This window comes from Bacillus sp. R86525 (assembly GCF_042466195.1).
Classification (GTDB): domain Bacteria; phylum Bacillota; class Bacilli; order Bacillales; family Bacillaceae_G; genus Bacillus_A; species Bacillus_A nitratireducens.
Genome location: NZ_JAXHPX010000007.1, coordinates 4117232 through 4131972, shown reverse-complemented (window position 1 = coordinate 4131972; position 14741 = coordinate 4117232). Strand labels below are relative to the sequence as shown.

At 36.5% G+C, this 14741-nt stretch carries 20 protein-coding genes and 1 tRNA gene; 13 read left to right on the top strand and 8 right to left on the bottom strand.

The genetic code is table 11. The annotated features are described in order from the left end of the window. Positions 1-84: 84 nt before the first annotated feature. From SJY24_RS24015 to SJY24_RS23985, 7 genes are all read left to right on the top strand, one after another. Positions 85-1941 carry a phage tail tape measure protein gene (locus SJY24_RS24015; protein ID WP_377866423.1) on the top strand — a complete coding sequence of 619 codons (1857 nt, stop codon included), beginning with the start codon at positions 85-87 and terminating at the stop codon, positions 1939-1941. Positions 1942-2088: 147 nt separating this feature from the next. Next, entirely contained in the window at positions 2089-2370 is a 282-nt protein-coding gene (locus tag SJY24_RS24010) for a hypothetical protein (RefSeq protein WP_377866422.1), read from the top strand. 1 nt (position 2371) lies between these two features. Further along, a complete protein-coding gene (locus SJY24_RS24005; RefSeq protein ID WP_377866421.1) occupies positions 2372-2650 on the top strand; it encodes a hypothetical protein in 279 nt (92 codons plus the stop codon). Between the two features lie 155 nt (positions 2651-2805). Beyond that, the gene (locus tag SJY24_RS24000; RefSeq protein WP_377866420.1) at positions 2806-3693 is read left to right on the top strand and encodes a WXG100 family type VII secretion target; all 888 of its coding nucleotides are present in this window, start codon (positions 2806-2808) and stop codon (positions 3691-3693) included. A gap of 7 nt (positions 3694-3700) precedes the next feature. Next, positions 3701-3880 (top strand): hypothetical protein, encoded by a 180-nt coding sequence (locus SJY24_RS23995; protein WP_377866419.1) that lies wholly within the window; start codon positions 3701-3703, stop codon positions 3878-3880. Next, positions 3877-4125: a DUF4176 domain-containing protein gene (locus SJY24_RS23990; protein ID WP_061686355.1), complete on the top strand. Its 249-nt coding sequence runs from the start codon at positions 3877-3879 to the stop codon at positions 4123-4125. The genes SJY24_RS23995 and SJY24_RS23990 overlap by 4 nt, the downstream gene beginning before the upstream one ends. Before the next feature lie 50 nt (positions 4126-4175). Next, a complete protein-coding gene (locus SJY24_RS23985) occupies positions 4176-4364 on the top strand; it encodes a hypothetical protein (RefSeq protein ID WP_000516413.1) in 189 nt (62 codons plus the stop codon). Between the two features lie 540 nt (positions 4365-4904). On the opposite strand, the gene SJY24_RS23980 is transcribed toward SJY24_RS23985, so the two are convergent. From SJY24_RS23980 to SJY24_RS23955, 6 genes are all read right to left on the bottom strand, one after another. Further along, positions 4905-5312: a hypothetical protein gene (locus tag SJY24_RS23980; RefSeq protein WP_377866418.1), complete on the bottom strand. Its 408-nt coding sequence runs from the start codon at positions 5310-5312 to the stop codon at positions 4905-4907. Positions 5313-5346: 34 nt separating this feature from the next. Continuing rightward, positions 5347-5700 (bottom strand): hypothetical protein, encoded by a 354-nt coding sequence (locus tag SJY24_RS23975; protein WP_377866417.1) that lies wholly within the window; start codon positions 5698-5700, stop codon positions 5347-5349. Positions 5701-6001: 301 nt separating this feature from the next. Then, positions 6002-6760: a helix-turn-helix domain-containing protein gene (locus SJY24_RS23970; RefSeq protein ID WP_377866416.1), complete on the bottom strand. Its 759-nt coding sequence runs from the start codon at positions 6758-6760 to the stop codon at positions 6002-6004. Positions 6761-6915: 155 nt separating this feature from the next. Then, positions 6916-7836: a tyrosine-type recombinase/integrase gene (locus SJY24_RS23965; protein WP_377866415.1), complete on the bottom strand. Its 921-nt coding sequence runs from the start codon at positions 7834-7836 to the stop codon at positions 6916-6918. A 171-nt stretch (positions 7837-8007) separates the two neighbouring features. Next, a tRNA-Val gene (locus SJY24_RS23960) sits at positions 8008-8080 on the bottom strand. Between the two features lie 189 nt (positions 8081-8269). After that, positions 8270-8494 carry a hypothetical protein gene (locus tag SJY24_RS23955; RefSeq protein ID WP_377866414.1) on the bottom strand — a complete coding sequence of 75 codons (225 nt, stop codon included), beginning with the start codon at positions 8492-8494 and terminating at the stop codon, positions 8270-8272. A gap of 282 nt (positions 8495-8776) precedes the next feature. Between SJY24_RS23955 and SJY24_RS23950 the strand changes: the two genes are divergently transcribed. From SJY24_RS23950 to calY, 6 genes are all read left to right on the top strand, one after another. Continuing rightward, complete coding sequence (locus tag SJY24_RS23950; RefSeq protein WP_002064332.1) at positions 8777-9004, top strand: hypothetical protein; 228 nt, start codon at positions 8777-8779, stop codon at positions 9002-9004. 155 nt (positions 9005-9159) lie between these two features. Then, on the top strand, positions 9160-10446 hold the full coding sequence (locus SJY24_RS23945; protein ID WP_377866413.1) for a D-alanyl-D-alanine carboxypeptidase family protein: 1287 nt from the start codon (positions 9160-9162) through the stop codon (positions 10444-10446). Between the two features lie 197 nt (positions 10447-10643). Beyond that, the gene (gene sipW / locus SJY24_RS23940) at positions 10644-11213 is read left to right on the top strand and encodes a signal peptidase I SipW (RefSeq protein ID WP_377866412.1); all 570 of its coding nucleotides are present in this window, start codon (positions 10644-10646) and stop codon (positions 11211-11213) included. Positions 11214-11276: 63 nt separating this feature from the next. Further along, entirely contained in the window at positions 11277-11864 is a 588-nt protein-coding gene (locus SJY24_RS23935; protein WP_377866411.1) for a TasA family protein, read from the top strand. Positions 11865-12022: 158 nt separating this feature from the next. Continuing rightward, positions 12023-12907, top strand: a complete 885-nt coding sequence (locus SJY24_RS23930; RefSeq protein ID WP_377866410.1) for a DUF4047 domain-containing protein — start codon at positions 12023-12025, stop codon at positions 12905-12907. A gap of 430 nt (positions 12908-13337) precedes the next feature. Then, positions 13338-13931 carry a biofilm matrix protein CalY gene (calY, locus tag SJY24_RS23925; protein ID WP_000053718.1) on the top strand — a complete coding sequence of 198 codons (594 nt, stop codon included), beginning with the start codon at positions 13338-13340 and terminating at the stop codon, positions 13929-13931. Positions 13932-14008: 77 nt separating this feature from the next. Here calY and SJY24_RS23920 read toward each other — a convergent pair whose 3' ends face one another. Both SJY24_RS23920 and SJY24_RS23915 read right to left on the bottom strand, forming a co-directional pair. Further along, positions 14009-14332 carry a helix-turn-helix domain-containing protein gene (locus SJY24_RS23920; RefSeq protein WP_000578889.1) on the bottom strand — a complete coding sequence of 108 codons (324 nt, stop codon included), beginning with the start codon at positions 14330-14332 and terminating at the stop codon, positions 14009-14011. A 79-nt stretch (positions 14333-14411) separates the two neighbouring features. Further along, on the bottom strand, positions 14412-14546 hold the full coding sequence (locus tag SJY24_RS23915) for an anti-repressor SinI family protein (RefSeq protein WP_000276220.1): 135 nt from the start codon (positions 14544-14546) through the stop codon (positions 14412-14414). Between the last annotated feature and the right edge of the window lie 195 nt (positions 14547-14741).

Here is a 14741-nt window from a genome sequence, read left to right as displayed (position 1 = left end):
GAGAAAGCAGGCGACCTCGAAGATGCAATGCTCGATGTTAATGCAGCCATGATTAACAACGATGCTAAGGGGTACGCCAAAGCAATGGCTAAAGTGGAAGCTATCTGGCAGGACATGACAGAAGCTGAGAAGCAAGCTGTAGTAGCTATCAATGAGTTTAAAGATCAATGGAGAGACATGGAAGATCAGATGACACCTACTACTCTTAGAGTTATGGCTGAAGCGATGGACTGGCTAAGGCTTGTTATGCGGCCACTCTTCCCAGTGTTTCAAGCTACTGGTGAGTCATTTGCTAACATGTTTGCCTACATGAACCAAGCTATCGAGTCAGGCCGTGTAGCTCCATTCTTTGAGCATATGAATACTTTTGCGGTACCGATGTTCGAGAGGGTAATGATCTCGGCAGGTAACATCCTCAAAGGGTTCGGCGGTCTCATGGTAGCATTCGCTCCGTTAGGTTTACAATTCGGAGATGGAATGGTGAGTATGACTGACAAGTTCGCTAAGTGGGCTTGGGAGCTACAATCTAACCCAGGATTCCAGAACTTCCTCAACATGGTACAAGTTAGTACTCCAGTAATATTTAGGTTGATAGGTACTATCGTAGATGTACTTTGGAAGATGATTGAAGTGTTATTTCCGTTCGCCATACAAGTGCTACAAGCTGCTGATGCTTTCCTTAAATGGTCTATCGAGTCAGGCGCTTTAGAGACTGTACTTCGTATTCTTGGTGGTGCATTATTAGTTCTAATAGATAACGCTAACTGGTTACTACCTCTACTAGGATCGCTCTACTTAGGGTTTAAAGCTTTAATGATTGTTAAGTCTGTCTCAGATGCATTTAAGGCAGCTTCAGACGCAGGTGGACTTCTAATGAAGGCGTTCCGGTGGTTGATACCTGTTACAGCAGGTCAAACATTTGCACAAACTGCGTTGAATACTGCTACACGATTATTCCCTGGAGTTTGGATCGCAGCAGCTATCATGGGAGTTGTTGCAGCAGGTGTACTTCTATGGAAGAACTGGGATACTGTCTCAGCTTACGGAAAGAAACTGTGGGGTGACATGAAGAGGTACTGGGGAGAAGGTACTCAGTGGGTAGAGAAGCAGTACGACAAGATGGTTCGAGGCGCCAAAGAGTGGTGGGCTGAAACATCTAATGATTGGAATAACATGACTAACACTGTTAGGACTAAATCTACCGAGATGTATAACTCAGCAGTTAGTAACTACAACTCTATGAAGAGTGAGACAAAGCGATACCTTGGTGGAATGGTTGATGATGCAGCTAACAAGTTTGGCAATATGGTAGATGTAGCCTGGGCAGGAGCTTCCTCTATGTGGGATGCTGGGGTAGCTAACGCCAAGAATTTCACTACTGGAGCAAAAAACAACTTGAATAATCTAGGTAATATCGCTTGGAGTGGCATGAAATCTATGTGGGACGGCTTCTGGAGTTGGTCAGGAGACTTATATAACTCTGGTAAAGGGTTACTAAGTAGCTTCACTAATGGGGTTAGGCAAGGTTTTAATGGTGCTATAGATGCTGTTTGGTCAGGAATGAAATCTATCCGACAGTACCTACCGTTCTCACCTGCCAAGAAAGGGCCATTAAGTGACTTAGATAAATCTGGTGAAGCGTTCTTCCCAACTTGGTACGAGTCAGCACTAACTAAAGCAGGAGCTATGCAGAAAGCTATCGGAGGTGCCTTCTCAGGGGTTACTAACGAGGCTGATGTTGCTCTAGCAGGTACAGGCTTAGAAGCCTTTACTGGTGGTTCTAATAGTATGAACGTAGTTATTACTCACAAGCATGAGGGTTCTGTGAAGCTAGACGGATCAGACCTTAACGAGTTAGAGATGCAAGTTAACCAAGCTGTTACAGGTACTGGAGGTACAACTGGTTTTGGATTCGACAAGCAAGTAATCAGAAGAAACTAATTGGTTGCCCTCTTAGGAATAGGAGGGCTTCCCATGTAGTTTAGACTACAGTATCAACAGCAGAATTCAATAAGAATCCTAGTATAGATTAACCTGTATAGCGTAATCGTAGTACCTGATATTTTATAAACACGAGGAGGGAGTTATATGGCTAACTATGTGAGTGTTGAAACTACAGTGTATTACTACGAAGTGGACGAGAAGCATGTTTATACTAACTTTATGATTGTTAAGGAATCTCCGGAGGTGGCTAGAACCGTTTTGGAACCCTTCTATAGAGATACTATGCAGGAAACAGTTGATAAGCATACCTCTGGGGGCAAAGTGTTAGGTGTAACTGTTAAGGAGATTAGTGAGCTGGAATACAAAAGAGAAGCCTTTAAGCCACACAACAAAATAAGAGAGATGAACAGAAAGAGAGGAAACTAATATGAACAAGTATATTAAAGTAGCTGTTACTTATAAGTTTAAACCTGAGGGAGAAGTGTATAAACAGGCACACTATAGAGAGGTAACACCTGAGGAGCATTTCCACATAGTTAAGATTGATACGTTCCACATGTTTAGTAACCTATTTGATAAGTTAGTCTACCTCGAGGGGGTTAATGTTACTGAGGTAAGTGAGTTGGAATACCAAGCAGGTAGGGTAGAGGAAGATGCTGAATTGAGATTCCTCCAACAGATCACACTGGATGGTTGTGTCTCGTGAGGTAGCAATCCAAAGCTACCTTTTTAGTTTTACCTAGAAAGATAAGGCTAGGGGTAGGGAGTTTTCGGATTTTTAAGAGTATAAAAAATATTATTCTGTAAAATTAATTTTCTATGGTAAAATATCCTATATAAATATTTAAAAGGGGAATGGCTATGGGGGATATAAAAGTTACTCCTGAACAGTTGCGAAAAGTAGCATGGACTATTAGATCAACTATCACGAATGCAACTGCAACACAGGAGCGACTAAAACGAGATATTGATATGATTTCTAGTAATTGGTTGGGCTCAACCTATATGAAATTTAATACGGATTTCCGTGATTCATCATTTAAAATGGCACAATTTATAACCATATTAGAGCCACTTGAGAAGTTTCTTCTTGATTCTGCTAATAAATTCGAACAGGTAGATAATATGGATGTTGCTATTGCGATGGCCTCTAGTATTTTAACTGGGAAACCTTTTAAAGGGGATTACGAGGTATTAAAGGGGGATTTTAAATTTGCGGAAGGTGACCATATGGGATTCAAAGCAGAAGGGTCACTAATAGAAGGAGAGTATGAAATATCTCAGGGGAATAAACTTGCATTTAAAGGTGGATCAGGTTCTTTCGAAGCTAGCATTCCAAAGGATGGGAAGACATTAATCGGTGATGTTGCAGGCGGGGATTTGGTTGGAATTAAAGCTGGCGGTTCTCTTTTTGAGAGTTCAATTCAAAAAGAAATGTCTAATGATTATATAGGACAAGCTACAGTGACACAAAAATATGGGGATGTATCAGGTGTTGCTGGAATAGATGAGTATACCTTAAAGCTTGGAGCGGAGGCTACAGTAAACAAATATGAAGTTTTATTTGAAAAAATTGATATTCCAGACATTATCCCATTTTTTGAAGATCATGACTTAACAGTTCGCCTAGAGTATGGATTTGGTACAGCGGGGGCTAAAATACACCTTGGTCAAGAGATGGGTGCATACTTTGGGGAAAGTCATGGTGGGGGATTTTTTGCTAAGTTTGAGAAGAAGGATAAGGAGTAATAATACAATGAAGATTCTGAAAATTATAATGGTAATAATGGTTGTAATTTCAGCCGCTGTCGGGCTGATGGGGCCATATTCAATAAAAGAAAAGATTATATATACATTTGGTGTGGTCTTTTGGGGGGCAATGGCGATAGGAGCAATTAATTTAATGGAGTATATTAAAAGGAGGATGAGTAAATGAAACTTTTACCGATTGGAACAGTTGTTAAGCTAGAAGAGATAGAACAATTTGTTATGATTATTGGAAGAATGGTTGTATCAGTAGATAAACGTGATTTTGATTATGTGGGCGTTCCTTACCCAGTGGGCTATTTAGGTGATGAAAAGGTATTATGTTTTAATCATGATAAAATTGTAGAGGAAATGCATAGAGGGTATATGACTGAGAGTGAATTAGTTCTACGTGAAAAATTAGTAGAATTGTAGATTAGTTTAAAAATACATATAGATTTCAAAAATACGATAGGAGAAACAAAATGGGGAAGATAATGAGAATCATTGTAATCATTGGCATCCTTATTCCTCCAGCGTTGCTGTGGAGTGCACCTGATATTCCTCTAAATGTTAAACTTCTGTTTACAGGTTTACAACTAACTGTAGGATTTATCGCAGTAGTAGTGTTAGAGGTTATATTTAGAAATCGAAAAAAGAAGAGGGCAAAATAGATATAGATTGTATAGAATGGCAGATAAGAATATTGGTGGTTAATCTTCTCAATAAAAGAAACTAACAGAAGCAGGGAGAAATCCTTGCTTTATTTTTTGTACAGAATTTCTAAGTAGAGCATCATTAAATTAGGATATCCGAGGGGGATTACTGTAGGTAAAACTTGGGGATCTGTGCTAAATAAACAGTAGTCCCAAGAGTTATCTCACTGGTTTCAACGAGTGTACAAACTATAATTTCAATTAATGTAAGGGTAAACCTGAGGAGGAAATCTCTTTACAGTTAGACCACTCAGAGAGTGTTAGGGACTCTATGGTATTCATCTATTCGTTGGTTAATTAGTATATCTTGAAATTAAAATACCGAGAGATGCATTCTGAGGGGATTAACTTTGAGTAGGTGGGTAAACCCTATCGAGTAATTACTCAGGAGATGCGCTCTCGGTATTTTTTGTTATTGCTTACTTAGTTTTACTAAGTCACCTCATGAGGAAGCAAAGAAGCCGATACCTATCTAGTTACCAGCTCGGTGGGTGTTATTTATTGGAACCTACGAGGAGTAACGCTGATTAGATCTTCACAGTAGCCCTCGTATTCCACTAGGAAATCATTCCACGCTTGCGCTAAACGGTCACCTGTGAAGGTTGCCTTCTTAAGTAATTGTTCGTACTCCTCGCTGGTTGCTTCACTTCCTATGTCATTCAAGTTGGTTACAGCTTCAACATCATCCTCCTCAGCAACAATTAACTCTGAGATGGCTTCACTTAGAATCTTATCTGTAATTTTATTATACAGAGCTGGTAGTTCTCGTAGGATGGCTGTCTCTGTAGTAGCGATTTCCTCGATTAGATTTACGTTCTCTAGCGTATCAGCTGATTGAATGCGTAGTTCGTGTAGTTTGATTACTAGTTTTGATAACCCCATAGCTTTAATAGTGTTTGTTGTCATTTTACATATCCCCTTTAGTTTTATTTTTTTGTTATTACTTATCTGTATACTCTGCAGGATCTACCACGTCGAATAACTGTTGGTAGAATACTTCATAGAATAACGGTTGCATAGGAAACACGTACTCTTCAAGGTTGGACTCTGTAGTGTCACCATCTGGGAAAGTGATTGTAAAGTTTTCTTCTGAGTCTGCCTCCGAAGTTAATATGATGCAACCTTCCTCGTAGTATGTTAACAGGTAAACTGTATTATCGATCTCACCTACTAATAGAACCTCATCGGATGACTCTTTAGGGTAAGCTCCTAGTTTGTAAGCTTCTCTGCATAATTGCTTGATGATACTCTTTAGTTCTGTTTTCTCATTTACAGCTTTAATAGTGTTTGTCATTATAATATCCCCCTTAGTTATTACCTTGTTTTCTCTATATATGGTATTACGTTTCAAAATAAGACACAAGATATATGTATAAAATCTTTATTTTTTTAACTTTTACTTTTCGACACCATAGAGGTGAGTAAATTGCGTTTTTTTCCATCCTCGTCTACATTATTTAACATGATAGTTGTATTACCGAGACAGCCTAAATAGCTAATTCTCATCAGTCGCTCTATAAGTTATCATACGAAGAATGTAAGAAATACATTGCTAAACAAACTAGCTCGCGTTACATAGTAATCTGAGAAGTCGCTTATGAGAAGAAGTCATATAACTTATTAGCGATCTTCCTCTGAGCAACAGACAGTTTATTCACGGCTACACTATAGAAATATCCTGTGAAGTCTCTTACTCTCTTAACTTTGCTAACGAGAACGGATGCTTTAATAGCACTTACAGATTGCTCAATGATATCCTCTTCAGGTAGATCCATAGCATGCTTCTTAACAGCTAACTTTACACGACTCCATAGTTTATAAACTTGTTTAGCATCAAAGAAAGGAATAGCTGAGATAGCGAACTCTGAAGGAATGCCAGCAGCAACTAAATTGTCTAATCCTAACTCGTCTACGTATGTTTTATTATTAGATATTTTAGCTTTAGAAGGAATTGTATCTGTATGAGCTGGTAACTCATCAACACACTCAGGAGTAGGATCCGCGGCTTCCCCTTGGAGTGACAAAACAGTGTGACTATTAAATGGATTGATCACATTAATGAACGCTGAATGACCACCTCTAACAGGCTTAAAACTCTCTATACGAGTAATGATACCTAACTCAGATAAATGCTTTAGGCAACGTTGAATAGTACGTTTAGAGTAGCCTGTTAGATCCGCTAATGTCTGTACCTTGAGGTAGCTAACTCCAATAAACTTACAGCTATAGGAGGCAACTTTCCATAGTACTGTATATTCAGACTCCTTAAGCTTATATACTGATAGCCATTCTGCAATGGAGCTGTTCATCTCATTAATTGAATTAAACGATTGATACTTGCGTAATTCCTTCATAGTTATTCCTCCTATATAATTAGGAAGGAAGACCTCTTGAGCTAGTACCAATAAGCATGATACAATAGCAAACAAGAAAGCTCCTTCGAGTTTTCTTCCAAGAGAGAGTCCTGTGTGGTCGCCAAACTACAAGCAGGGCTCTCTTTTTATTTGTCTTAAATCTCAAGTGAATTAAGTGGATTAAACTTATCATTTTGCTCTCTCAAGGCAGTTCCCCAAAGAGCAAGATACCTCTCAGTCATTCTTAAGTTGCTGTGTCTTAGCATTCTTTGGAGAGTGAAAACGTCCATACCAGCCATTAAGCAACGATGAGCAAAAGTATGACGGAAAGTATGAGCTGATAAGCGAACATCAGTAAAGTTCATTACCGCTTTGAGTCGCTTAAATATGAGTTTGATACCATTAGGTGTAAGCTGAGTACCTTCCCGAGTAGTAAAGACGTACTCAGGTGTTTTACCTAGTTCACGTTCTACAAACACCTTGTACTCACAAAGCTCTTTTACAAGCTTGTCCGTGAGAGGGACAGTTTGCTGCTTACGAGCTTTACCGAATAGGGTTACTGTTTGGTTTACCAAGTCCAATTCATTCCAACGTATATTGATAAGCTCTCCTAATCTAGAGCCAGTTCCTAAAAGGAAAACTATAATAGTGTGATCTCGATAAGCGTAGAAGCTTTTATTTCTTGCTTTCAACCTCCTATAGTAGCGAAGCATTTGTTTGATATGTTCATCTTGAAAGACCTCAATTTTTATTTCCTCTTTAGCCAGCTTCATTTTACGAATAGGGTTTTCTTTCTCAGTGATAATCTCCTCATGTTGTAAATAGTTAAAGAAAATCTTGAGATGGTGAAGCTTTGTGTTTCTTGTTACTACATTGTTTTTTCTTGTTCGTTGGCAATACATGAGGTAACTCTTAACAGTTGCTTCTCTAATATCTCTTGTATCTATCAGTTCTCTCTCAGAGCAGAAGATCTGGAACTCATGCATGGTAGCCATATAAGATTGAATTGTACGAGGAGACAGATTAGCGAACTCTTTTTCCTCTTTGAAATCCTTCATAGCAAACTTAAGTAGCATTTTCTTTTCAGTCCTTTCTCAGTTTTATGGAAACAAAAAAGAGGACTACCCCTGAGCCAGCTGATTTGCTGACTAGAAGTAGTCCTCTGTTAACTTGTGGTGTCTGATGGAGACCTCCACAGTTTTAGCTTTTGAGAATGTCCTCTCAAGCCTTGATACTATTAGGTTTTATGACCCCGGAGAGGCTCGAACTCACGACCTCCACCCTGTCAAGGTGGCGCTCTCCCTGCTGAGCTACGGGATCTTTAAAAATACTTATGTAATAGTATCTTTAATAATTATGTTAAAGCAATTATATATAATTAACTGAAAATTTACAATGTTTTTATATTAATCTTTTGAAGGGAAAGTATTTTGAATTACGCTAGTAGTGTATTAAGGAATATATAAGTAGAGAATTTAATGAAAAGTGGGTTCGAATAAAGTGGTTATATTATTTTTTTCGATACCAATCTAAAGGACCCTCATCACTTAAATCAACAAGAAAAGGGAATAAGAAATGTAAAGGTAAGCTTATAAGTTCTGGCATAGCGTTCAATGTTTTCTTTGATAGATATTGTCTTCCGAAACAATACGGACAATCTTTTTCAAATGTCATGAGTATCGACCATACATCTTTTACTTTCCACTTCGTTTTACAATACGTACAACGTGCCATGGAGTTCCTCCTCATTTTCAGTTTTTTCTAGTATATTCTATTTTATTGTACTAAAGTCATTTGTATTTGAAGTGATAAAATGTAAGTTGGTTTGTTTTTTTATATGGATGTATTTAGTAATTTATGACCAAATGAATGTAGTGTGAGGATTATATAATAAGAGATTTTCATTTTAAATATGCAAATTGGCCAATATATCCTTTTTACAATTTTCAAGAAATCATGTATAAAAGAAGTACAAGATATTTATAAATATTCAGGAGTAGAGGGAGAATTATTGTAATGGTAAGAAAAACGTTTAAGATGCGTGTGTCTAGAAATAGAACGATTTCGATCGATGGTTCGATTCTTGATGTGGATGTGACGCATGATGAGTTTTTGCAAGAGTTTGTTGAGTGGGTCGATTCTAAAGGTTGGTCGTTTATGGGTATGACGGATGAGATTACAGCCGAGGAAGCTGGGCAAAAGTTAATAGATTCGTTGATTGATGAGAAGGATAAGAAAGAGTAATTCCTTCTTATTTTTTGTTGTATATTTATGTTCCTTATCGCAAAAGTGTGATATAGTAAAAAATAGTGAATATTCTTCCAATTTAATACAAATTACATATAGATTGGCAGAGTTATTTTATAGAATATGAAAGTAAAGGGAAAAGGGAGAGTCATATGGTAAATTTTAAGAAAATTTCGGTTTTTATTATGGTTATTTGTTTATTTTTTTTGACACCTATGACGTTATATGCTGAGACAAATATTGGAGTAAATCCGGAGCAAGTGGCACCTCCGCCTGTGGAAGGGCCGAATGTTTTTAGTCAGTTTGCGACTACGATTGATGCGAAAACAGGAGATGTGTTGTACGACAAAAATGCACATCATCGTGCGTTTCCTGCTAGTATGACGAAAGTGTTAACGGCGATTTTACTGATGGAGCATACGAAGCCAGAGGATCAATTTACGTTTTCACAATTAGCATTAGATCAAGAGAAGAGTAATTATCAAATTGAGTTTCAACCTGGTGAGACTATTAATAGAAATACCGCACTTATGATTTTAATGGTGCTGAGTGCAAATGATGTGTCATATGCGATTGCGGAGCGTATTGGAGGGAATGTTGAAAATTTTTCTAATATGATGAATGAAAAGGCGAAGCAATTAGGGGCTAAAGATAGCCATTTTGTAACGCCGAATGGGTTGCATGATCCAAATCATTATACGACACCATATGATATGGCCATGATTACGAGGGGCGTGCAAAAGTATCCTGAAATTTTACAAGCGATGAATACGAAAAGAACGACGGTTACGACATCTACGCAAACAGTGTCTATTTTTAATAAGTCTACTTATTTTGAAAATCCATATAGCATGGGTGGTAAGACAGGATTTACGAATGAAGCGCGCAATACGCTCGTTTTATTAAATGAGAAGGACGGTAATCGTATTATAAATGTAGTAATGGCTTCTCAAAGACCTGAAATTTATGAAGATTTGAAGCAGATGGCGGAATATTCTTTTGGGCAATTTACGAAGCAAACTGTACTAGATAAACATAGTTGGCATCAAAAGACAACGTATTTAAATAAAAATATTGATAGTGAACTTGAAAAAAGTGTAGAACTTATGCTTAAGAAAGATGAAGGGAAAAATGTGAGAACGACTTTCCGGGCGGCTTCATTAGATAAAGATTCGTTGTATCATAAAGGAATCCACCGTGGTGAGGTAGTTGGTGCAGTTGATATCACGAAGAATAATCAAACGATTGCGACTATAAATGTTCTTTCAAAAGAAGATGTTACGTTTGCGATGCCTAAAAAAGATACAGTTGCACCTGAAGTAGAGGAATCAAATGTAAAAGTGATAAGTGTTGGGATAGGTGCGATTGTATTATTTGGAGTCATTTTATATGTAGTGCTGCGCCGAAATAAACAAGGAATGAAATCAGAAGAGAAATAAATTGCTAGTAGACCGTGATGAGATTTGTCACGGTCTTTTTTTACATGCATTTCAAAAGTGATTTAACTAATAATTGTAAATTTTCTTATTGCATTTCTACATTGTTCGTTATATTATTTACTTGTGTTCTTGTTAAAGAACGAAAATGAATATTGTATACTTCAAATAATATAAAACAACGGAGAGGGAGAGAGACGATGAAATTAATTTGGAAGGTGATTAGCAACGTTATCTCATTTGTTTTATTTGCGGTAATGGTTTGTTTAGCTTTTGTAGTTATTTCTTCAAAAGCGAGTGGCGGTGATCCAACAGTGATGGGATATCAATTTAAGAGCGTTCTTTCAGGATCGATGGAGCCAACATTTTTGACAGGGTCAATCATTGCGATAGAGCCAACGAAAGATGGTTCTAAATATCAAAAAGGTGATGTTATTACCTTTAAAGAGAAAGATGACAAAATTGTCACTCACCGTATTATCGGTGTGAAAGATACAAATGGAAAAGTAATGTATGAAACAAAAGGGGATAACAACAACGGACCAGATTTAGCGCCAGTACTGGCAGAGAATGTAATCGGAAAGTATGCAGATATTACAGTTCCATACCTTGGTTATGGACTGAATTATGCGAGTTCAAAAGCGGGAGCAGCATTACTTCTTATTATTCCAGGAGTCTTTTTACTTGGCTATTCCGCGATTTCTATTTTTGGCGCTATTCGTAGCATCGACGGAGAAAAGAAAGATAAAAAAGTAGAACAATCCGTCTAGTTATCTTAGTTATAATTTCCTACTAGGAAATTAACAAATATATATATTATGGGGGATTTGGACATGACTTTAAAGAAAAAATTAGGGATGGGTATCGCATCGGCAGTACTAGGAGCAGCATTAGTTGGTGGAGGAACATTTGCATTCTTTAGCGATAAAGAAGTGTCAAATAATACATTTGCGGCTGGTACGCTTGATTTATCATTAAATCCATCAACAGTTGTTAATGTATCGAATTTAAAACCTGGTGATACAGTTGAAAAAGAATTTAAACTAGAAAATAAAGGCTCTTTAGATATTAAAAAGGTTCTATTAAAAACAGACTATAATGTAGAAGATACGAAGAAAGATAATAAAGAAGATTTTGGCCAACATATTAAAGTAACATTCTTAAAAAATGTAGATAAGCATGAGACGATTGTGAAAGAAACTACATTAGATAAATTGAAGGGTGATACACTTACAGCAGTAAATAATGATTTAGCTGCTTGGTTCTGGGATGAAAAAGGTATTTCTGCAGGTAAATCTGATAAATTCAAAGTGAAATTTGAATTCGTTGATAATAAAAAAGACCAAAATGAATTCCAAGGCGACAAGTTACAATTAACTTGGACGTTTGATGCACAGCAAGGCGATGGTGAAACGAAATAATAATGACAACAAAAAGAGACTATCAAAGGTAGTCTCTTTTTGTGTTAAAAGAGAAATGTAAAAAGAAACATAATTTTTATATCATTTTGTAATTCACTTTATTATAATAAAGTTATAGTTCTTGATAAAGAACGAGTTGTTCGATAGGAGAGATTAAAATGCTGAAGACACCTCGCAAATTCAAAAAGATGCTTATATTGCCATGTTTGTGCTCTATTACTTTTTATTTAGGTTCTCAAATGATGACTTATACAGAGGCAGCTTTCATTCATGAGACGAAAGTACAGGCAACAATTTCTACAGCAAGTATTTTTCCAAAAACAGTTGATCAGTTAACAGAACAAGCTAAGCAACATAAGGAAGTTATTTTGCATGAGTATGAAGAGATGAAATCGAAAGTAACTTTCACTTCCACTCAAGAGTTAGAACAGGTGCTTGTTACGTGGAAGCAAGGGCGTGAGAAAATAACTGCTGAGAGAGAACTATTACAAAAAGTATATGTATCAATAGAAAATCCTTATAACAAAGTGAAAGAAGAGTTAACTGGAGATAAAAGTGAATCTAATAAGCAAGTATTCTCGTATGTGAATGCTGGTTTTCATATAGTTAAAGAACACTGTGAGTATGTTGATAAAGAGGTTAATTTACAAGTGATTGATAAACAAATTCAAGCTTTTGAGAAATTATTAGTAGATGAAACAACAAAGCAAAAGAACCTTGAAGAGAGTAAGAAACAGGAAGAAGCGAAAAAGCTAGAAGAGAGTAAGAAACAAGAAGAAGCGAAAAAGCTAGAAGAGAGTAGGAAACAGGAAGAAGCGAAAAAGCTAGAAGAGAGTAAGAAACAAGAAGAGGCGAAAAAGTTAGAAGAGAGTAAGAAGCAAGAAGAGGCGAAAAAGTTAGAAGAGAGTAAGAAGCAAGAAGAAGCGAAAAAGTTAGAAGAGAGTAAGAAGCAAGAAGAAGCGAAAAAACTAGAAGAGAGTAAGAAGCAAGAAGAAGCGAAAAAGTTAGAAGAGAGCAAGAAACAAGAAGAACAGAAGAAATAGGAATGGCAAGTAAAATACAGCAGCATTTCGGAAGGTATAAATACAATAATAAGACAAATGGATGAGGGAGCCCTACTACTCATCTATTTGCTTTGTTTTTTTCGAAGGTATCAAGGCCAAAAAATTCAACGAATACGAGGAAGTTAGTTCGCCGCACGCTATTTGGTGAAGGTTAATAATCAGTGGGATGGACAAAAAACACTGATCAAAGTTTTACTTTATTTCTCAATAATTTTCCGAAAAAAAAGAAAAAATGTTGAGAAATAAAAATAATCAAAAAATATATTGTATTTATACAGTTTTGTTCGTTATAATGAACTTAAGGTTTTAAAAAAAGAACAAATATTAGCTAAGCTAATATAGTTTTAGTTACACCTCTTATTTTGAAATAAGAGATAAAAATACAAAAAACAGCTAGGGGGAATTGATTGTGAGTCTGAAAAAGAAATTAGGTATGGGAGTTGCATCAGCAGCATTGGGGTTATCTTTAATTGGTGGAGGAACGTTTGCATTCTTTAGTGATAAAGAAGTATCGAACAATACATTTGCAGCTGGGACGTTAGATCTTACATTAAACCCTAAAACGCTTGTAGATATTGATAATTTAAAACCAGGGGATTCTGTTAAGAAAGAGTTCTTATTAAAGAACGACGGTACTTTAGCGATTAAAGACGTTAAATTAGCGACAAAGTATACTGTTAAAGATGCAAAAGGTGATAATGCGGGTGAAGATTTTGGTAAGCACATTAAAGTGAAATTCCTTTGGAACTGGGATAAACAAAGTGAGCCTGTATATGAAACAACTTTAGCTGATTTACAAAATGCTGATCCAGATCTTGTAGCTAAAGACATCTTTTCTCCTGAGTGGGGTGAAAAAGGTGGATTAGCGGCAGGTACAGAAGACTATCTATGGGTACAATTTGTATTCGAAGATGATGGTAAAGATCAAAACAAATTCCAAGGTGATTCATTGAATTTAGAGTGGACATTCAATGCTAACCAAGAAGCTGGCGAAGAAAAATAATAAATCAAAAAGCGGGTATCCCCCGCTTTTTTTTATAAAGAAAAAGAAGTGCCGTTTTAAGCACTCCTTACTATGTATTATTTTTGATTTTTCTTCCATTGTGTAAACTCGAGAAATTCACGAAACTGTTCTTTTGAGACACCAGAGCTCATCGCATCTTTAACGAGCTGTGTCCATTCGGAGTCTAGATGACTTTCCGTAGTTGTTTCATCGTGAAGTAAAGTATCCACTGGAATTTGTAGAACAGCTGCAATTTTTTCAAGAAACTGGATGGAAGGGTTTTTTTGTAAATTTCGTTCTATAGAACTAATGTAAGATTTAGCAACGCCAGCTTTTTCGGCGAGTTCTGTTAGTGAAATGCCTTTTTGTAAACGAAGGCGTTTTATACGTTCTCCTATCATATTTGCGCACCTTTCTCTCAATATGTAGTCGTCTTATGATGTGATTATTATAACATAAAATTCGCTAAAAAGAACGAGGCTATTGAGCCTGGCTCGTATGCTTCATACGTTGAAAAAAGTGTTCAATATCTTGCAGGGCAATGCCAGCATCTAGAGCTTCAAGTATTAAATCAATCCATTCTTGATCTAGTGAGTCAGTCTTATCTTTGTACAAATGTAATTCCTCCCTAATTATTGGTCATAATTGCTGCTACATAGTAGACGATAATTAACTGATTTTTATATTTTATGTGTCAAATTATCGAATGTTTTGTAGATGAAACAAAGATAAAATCCCCATTAAATTCCCTCTATGGCGATTATAAAGTTTCTGACAAATATTTTCAATATTTTCTGAAAACATTGTTGA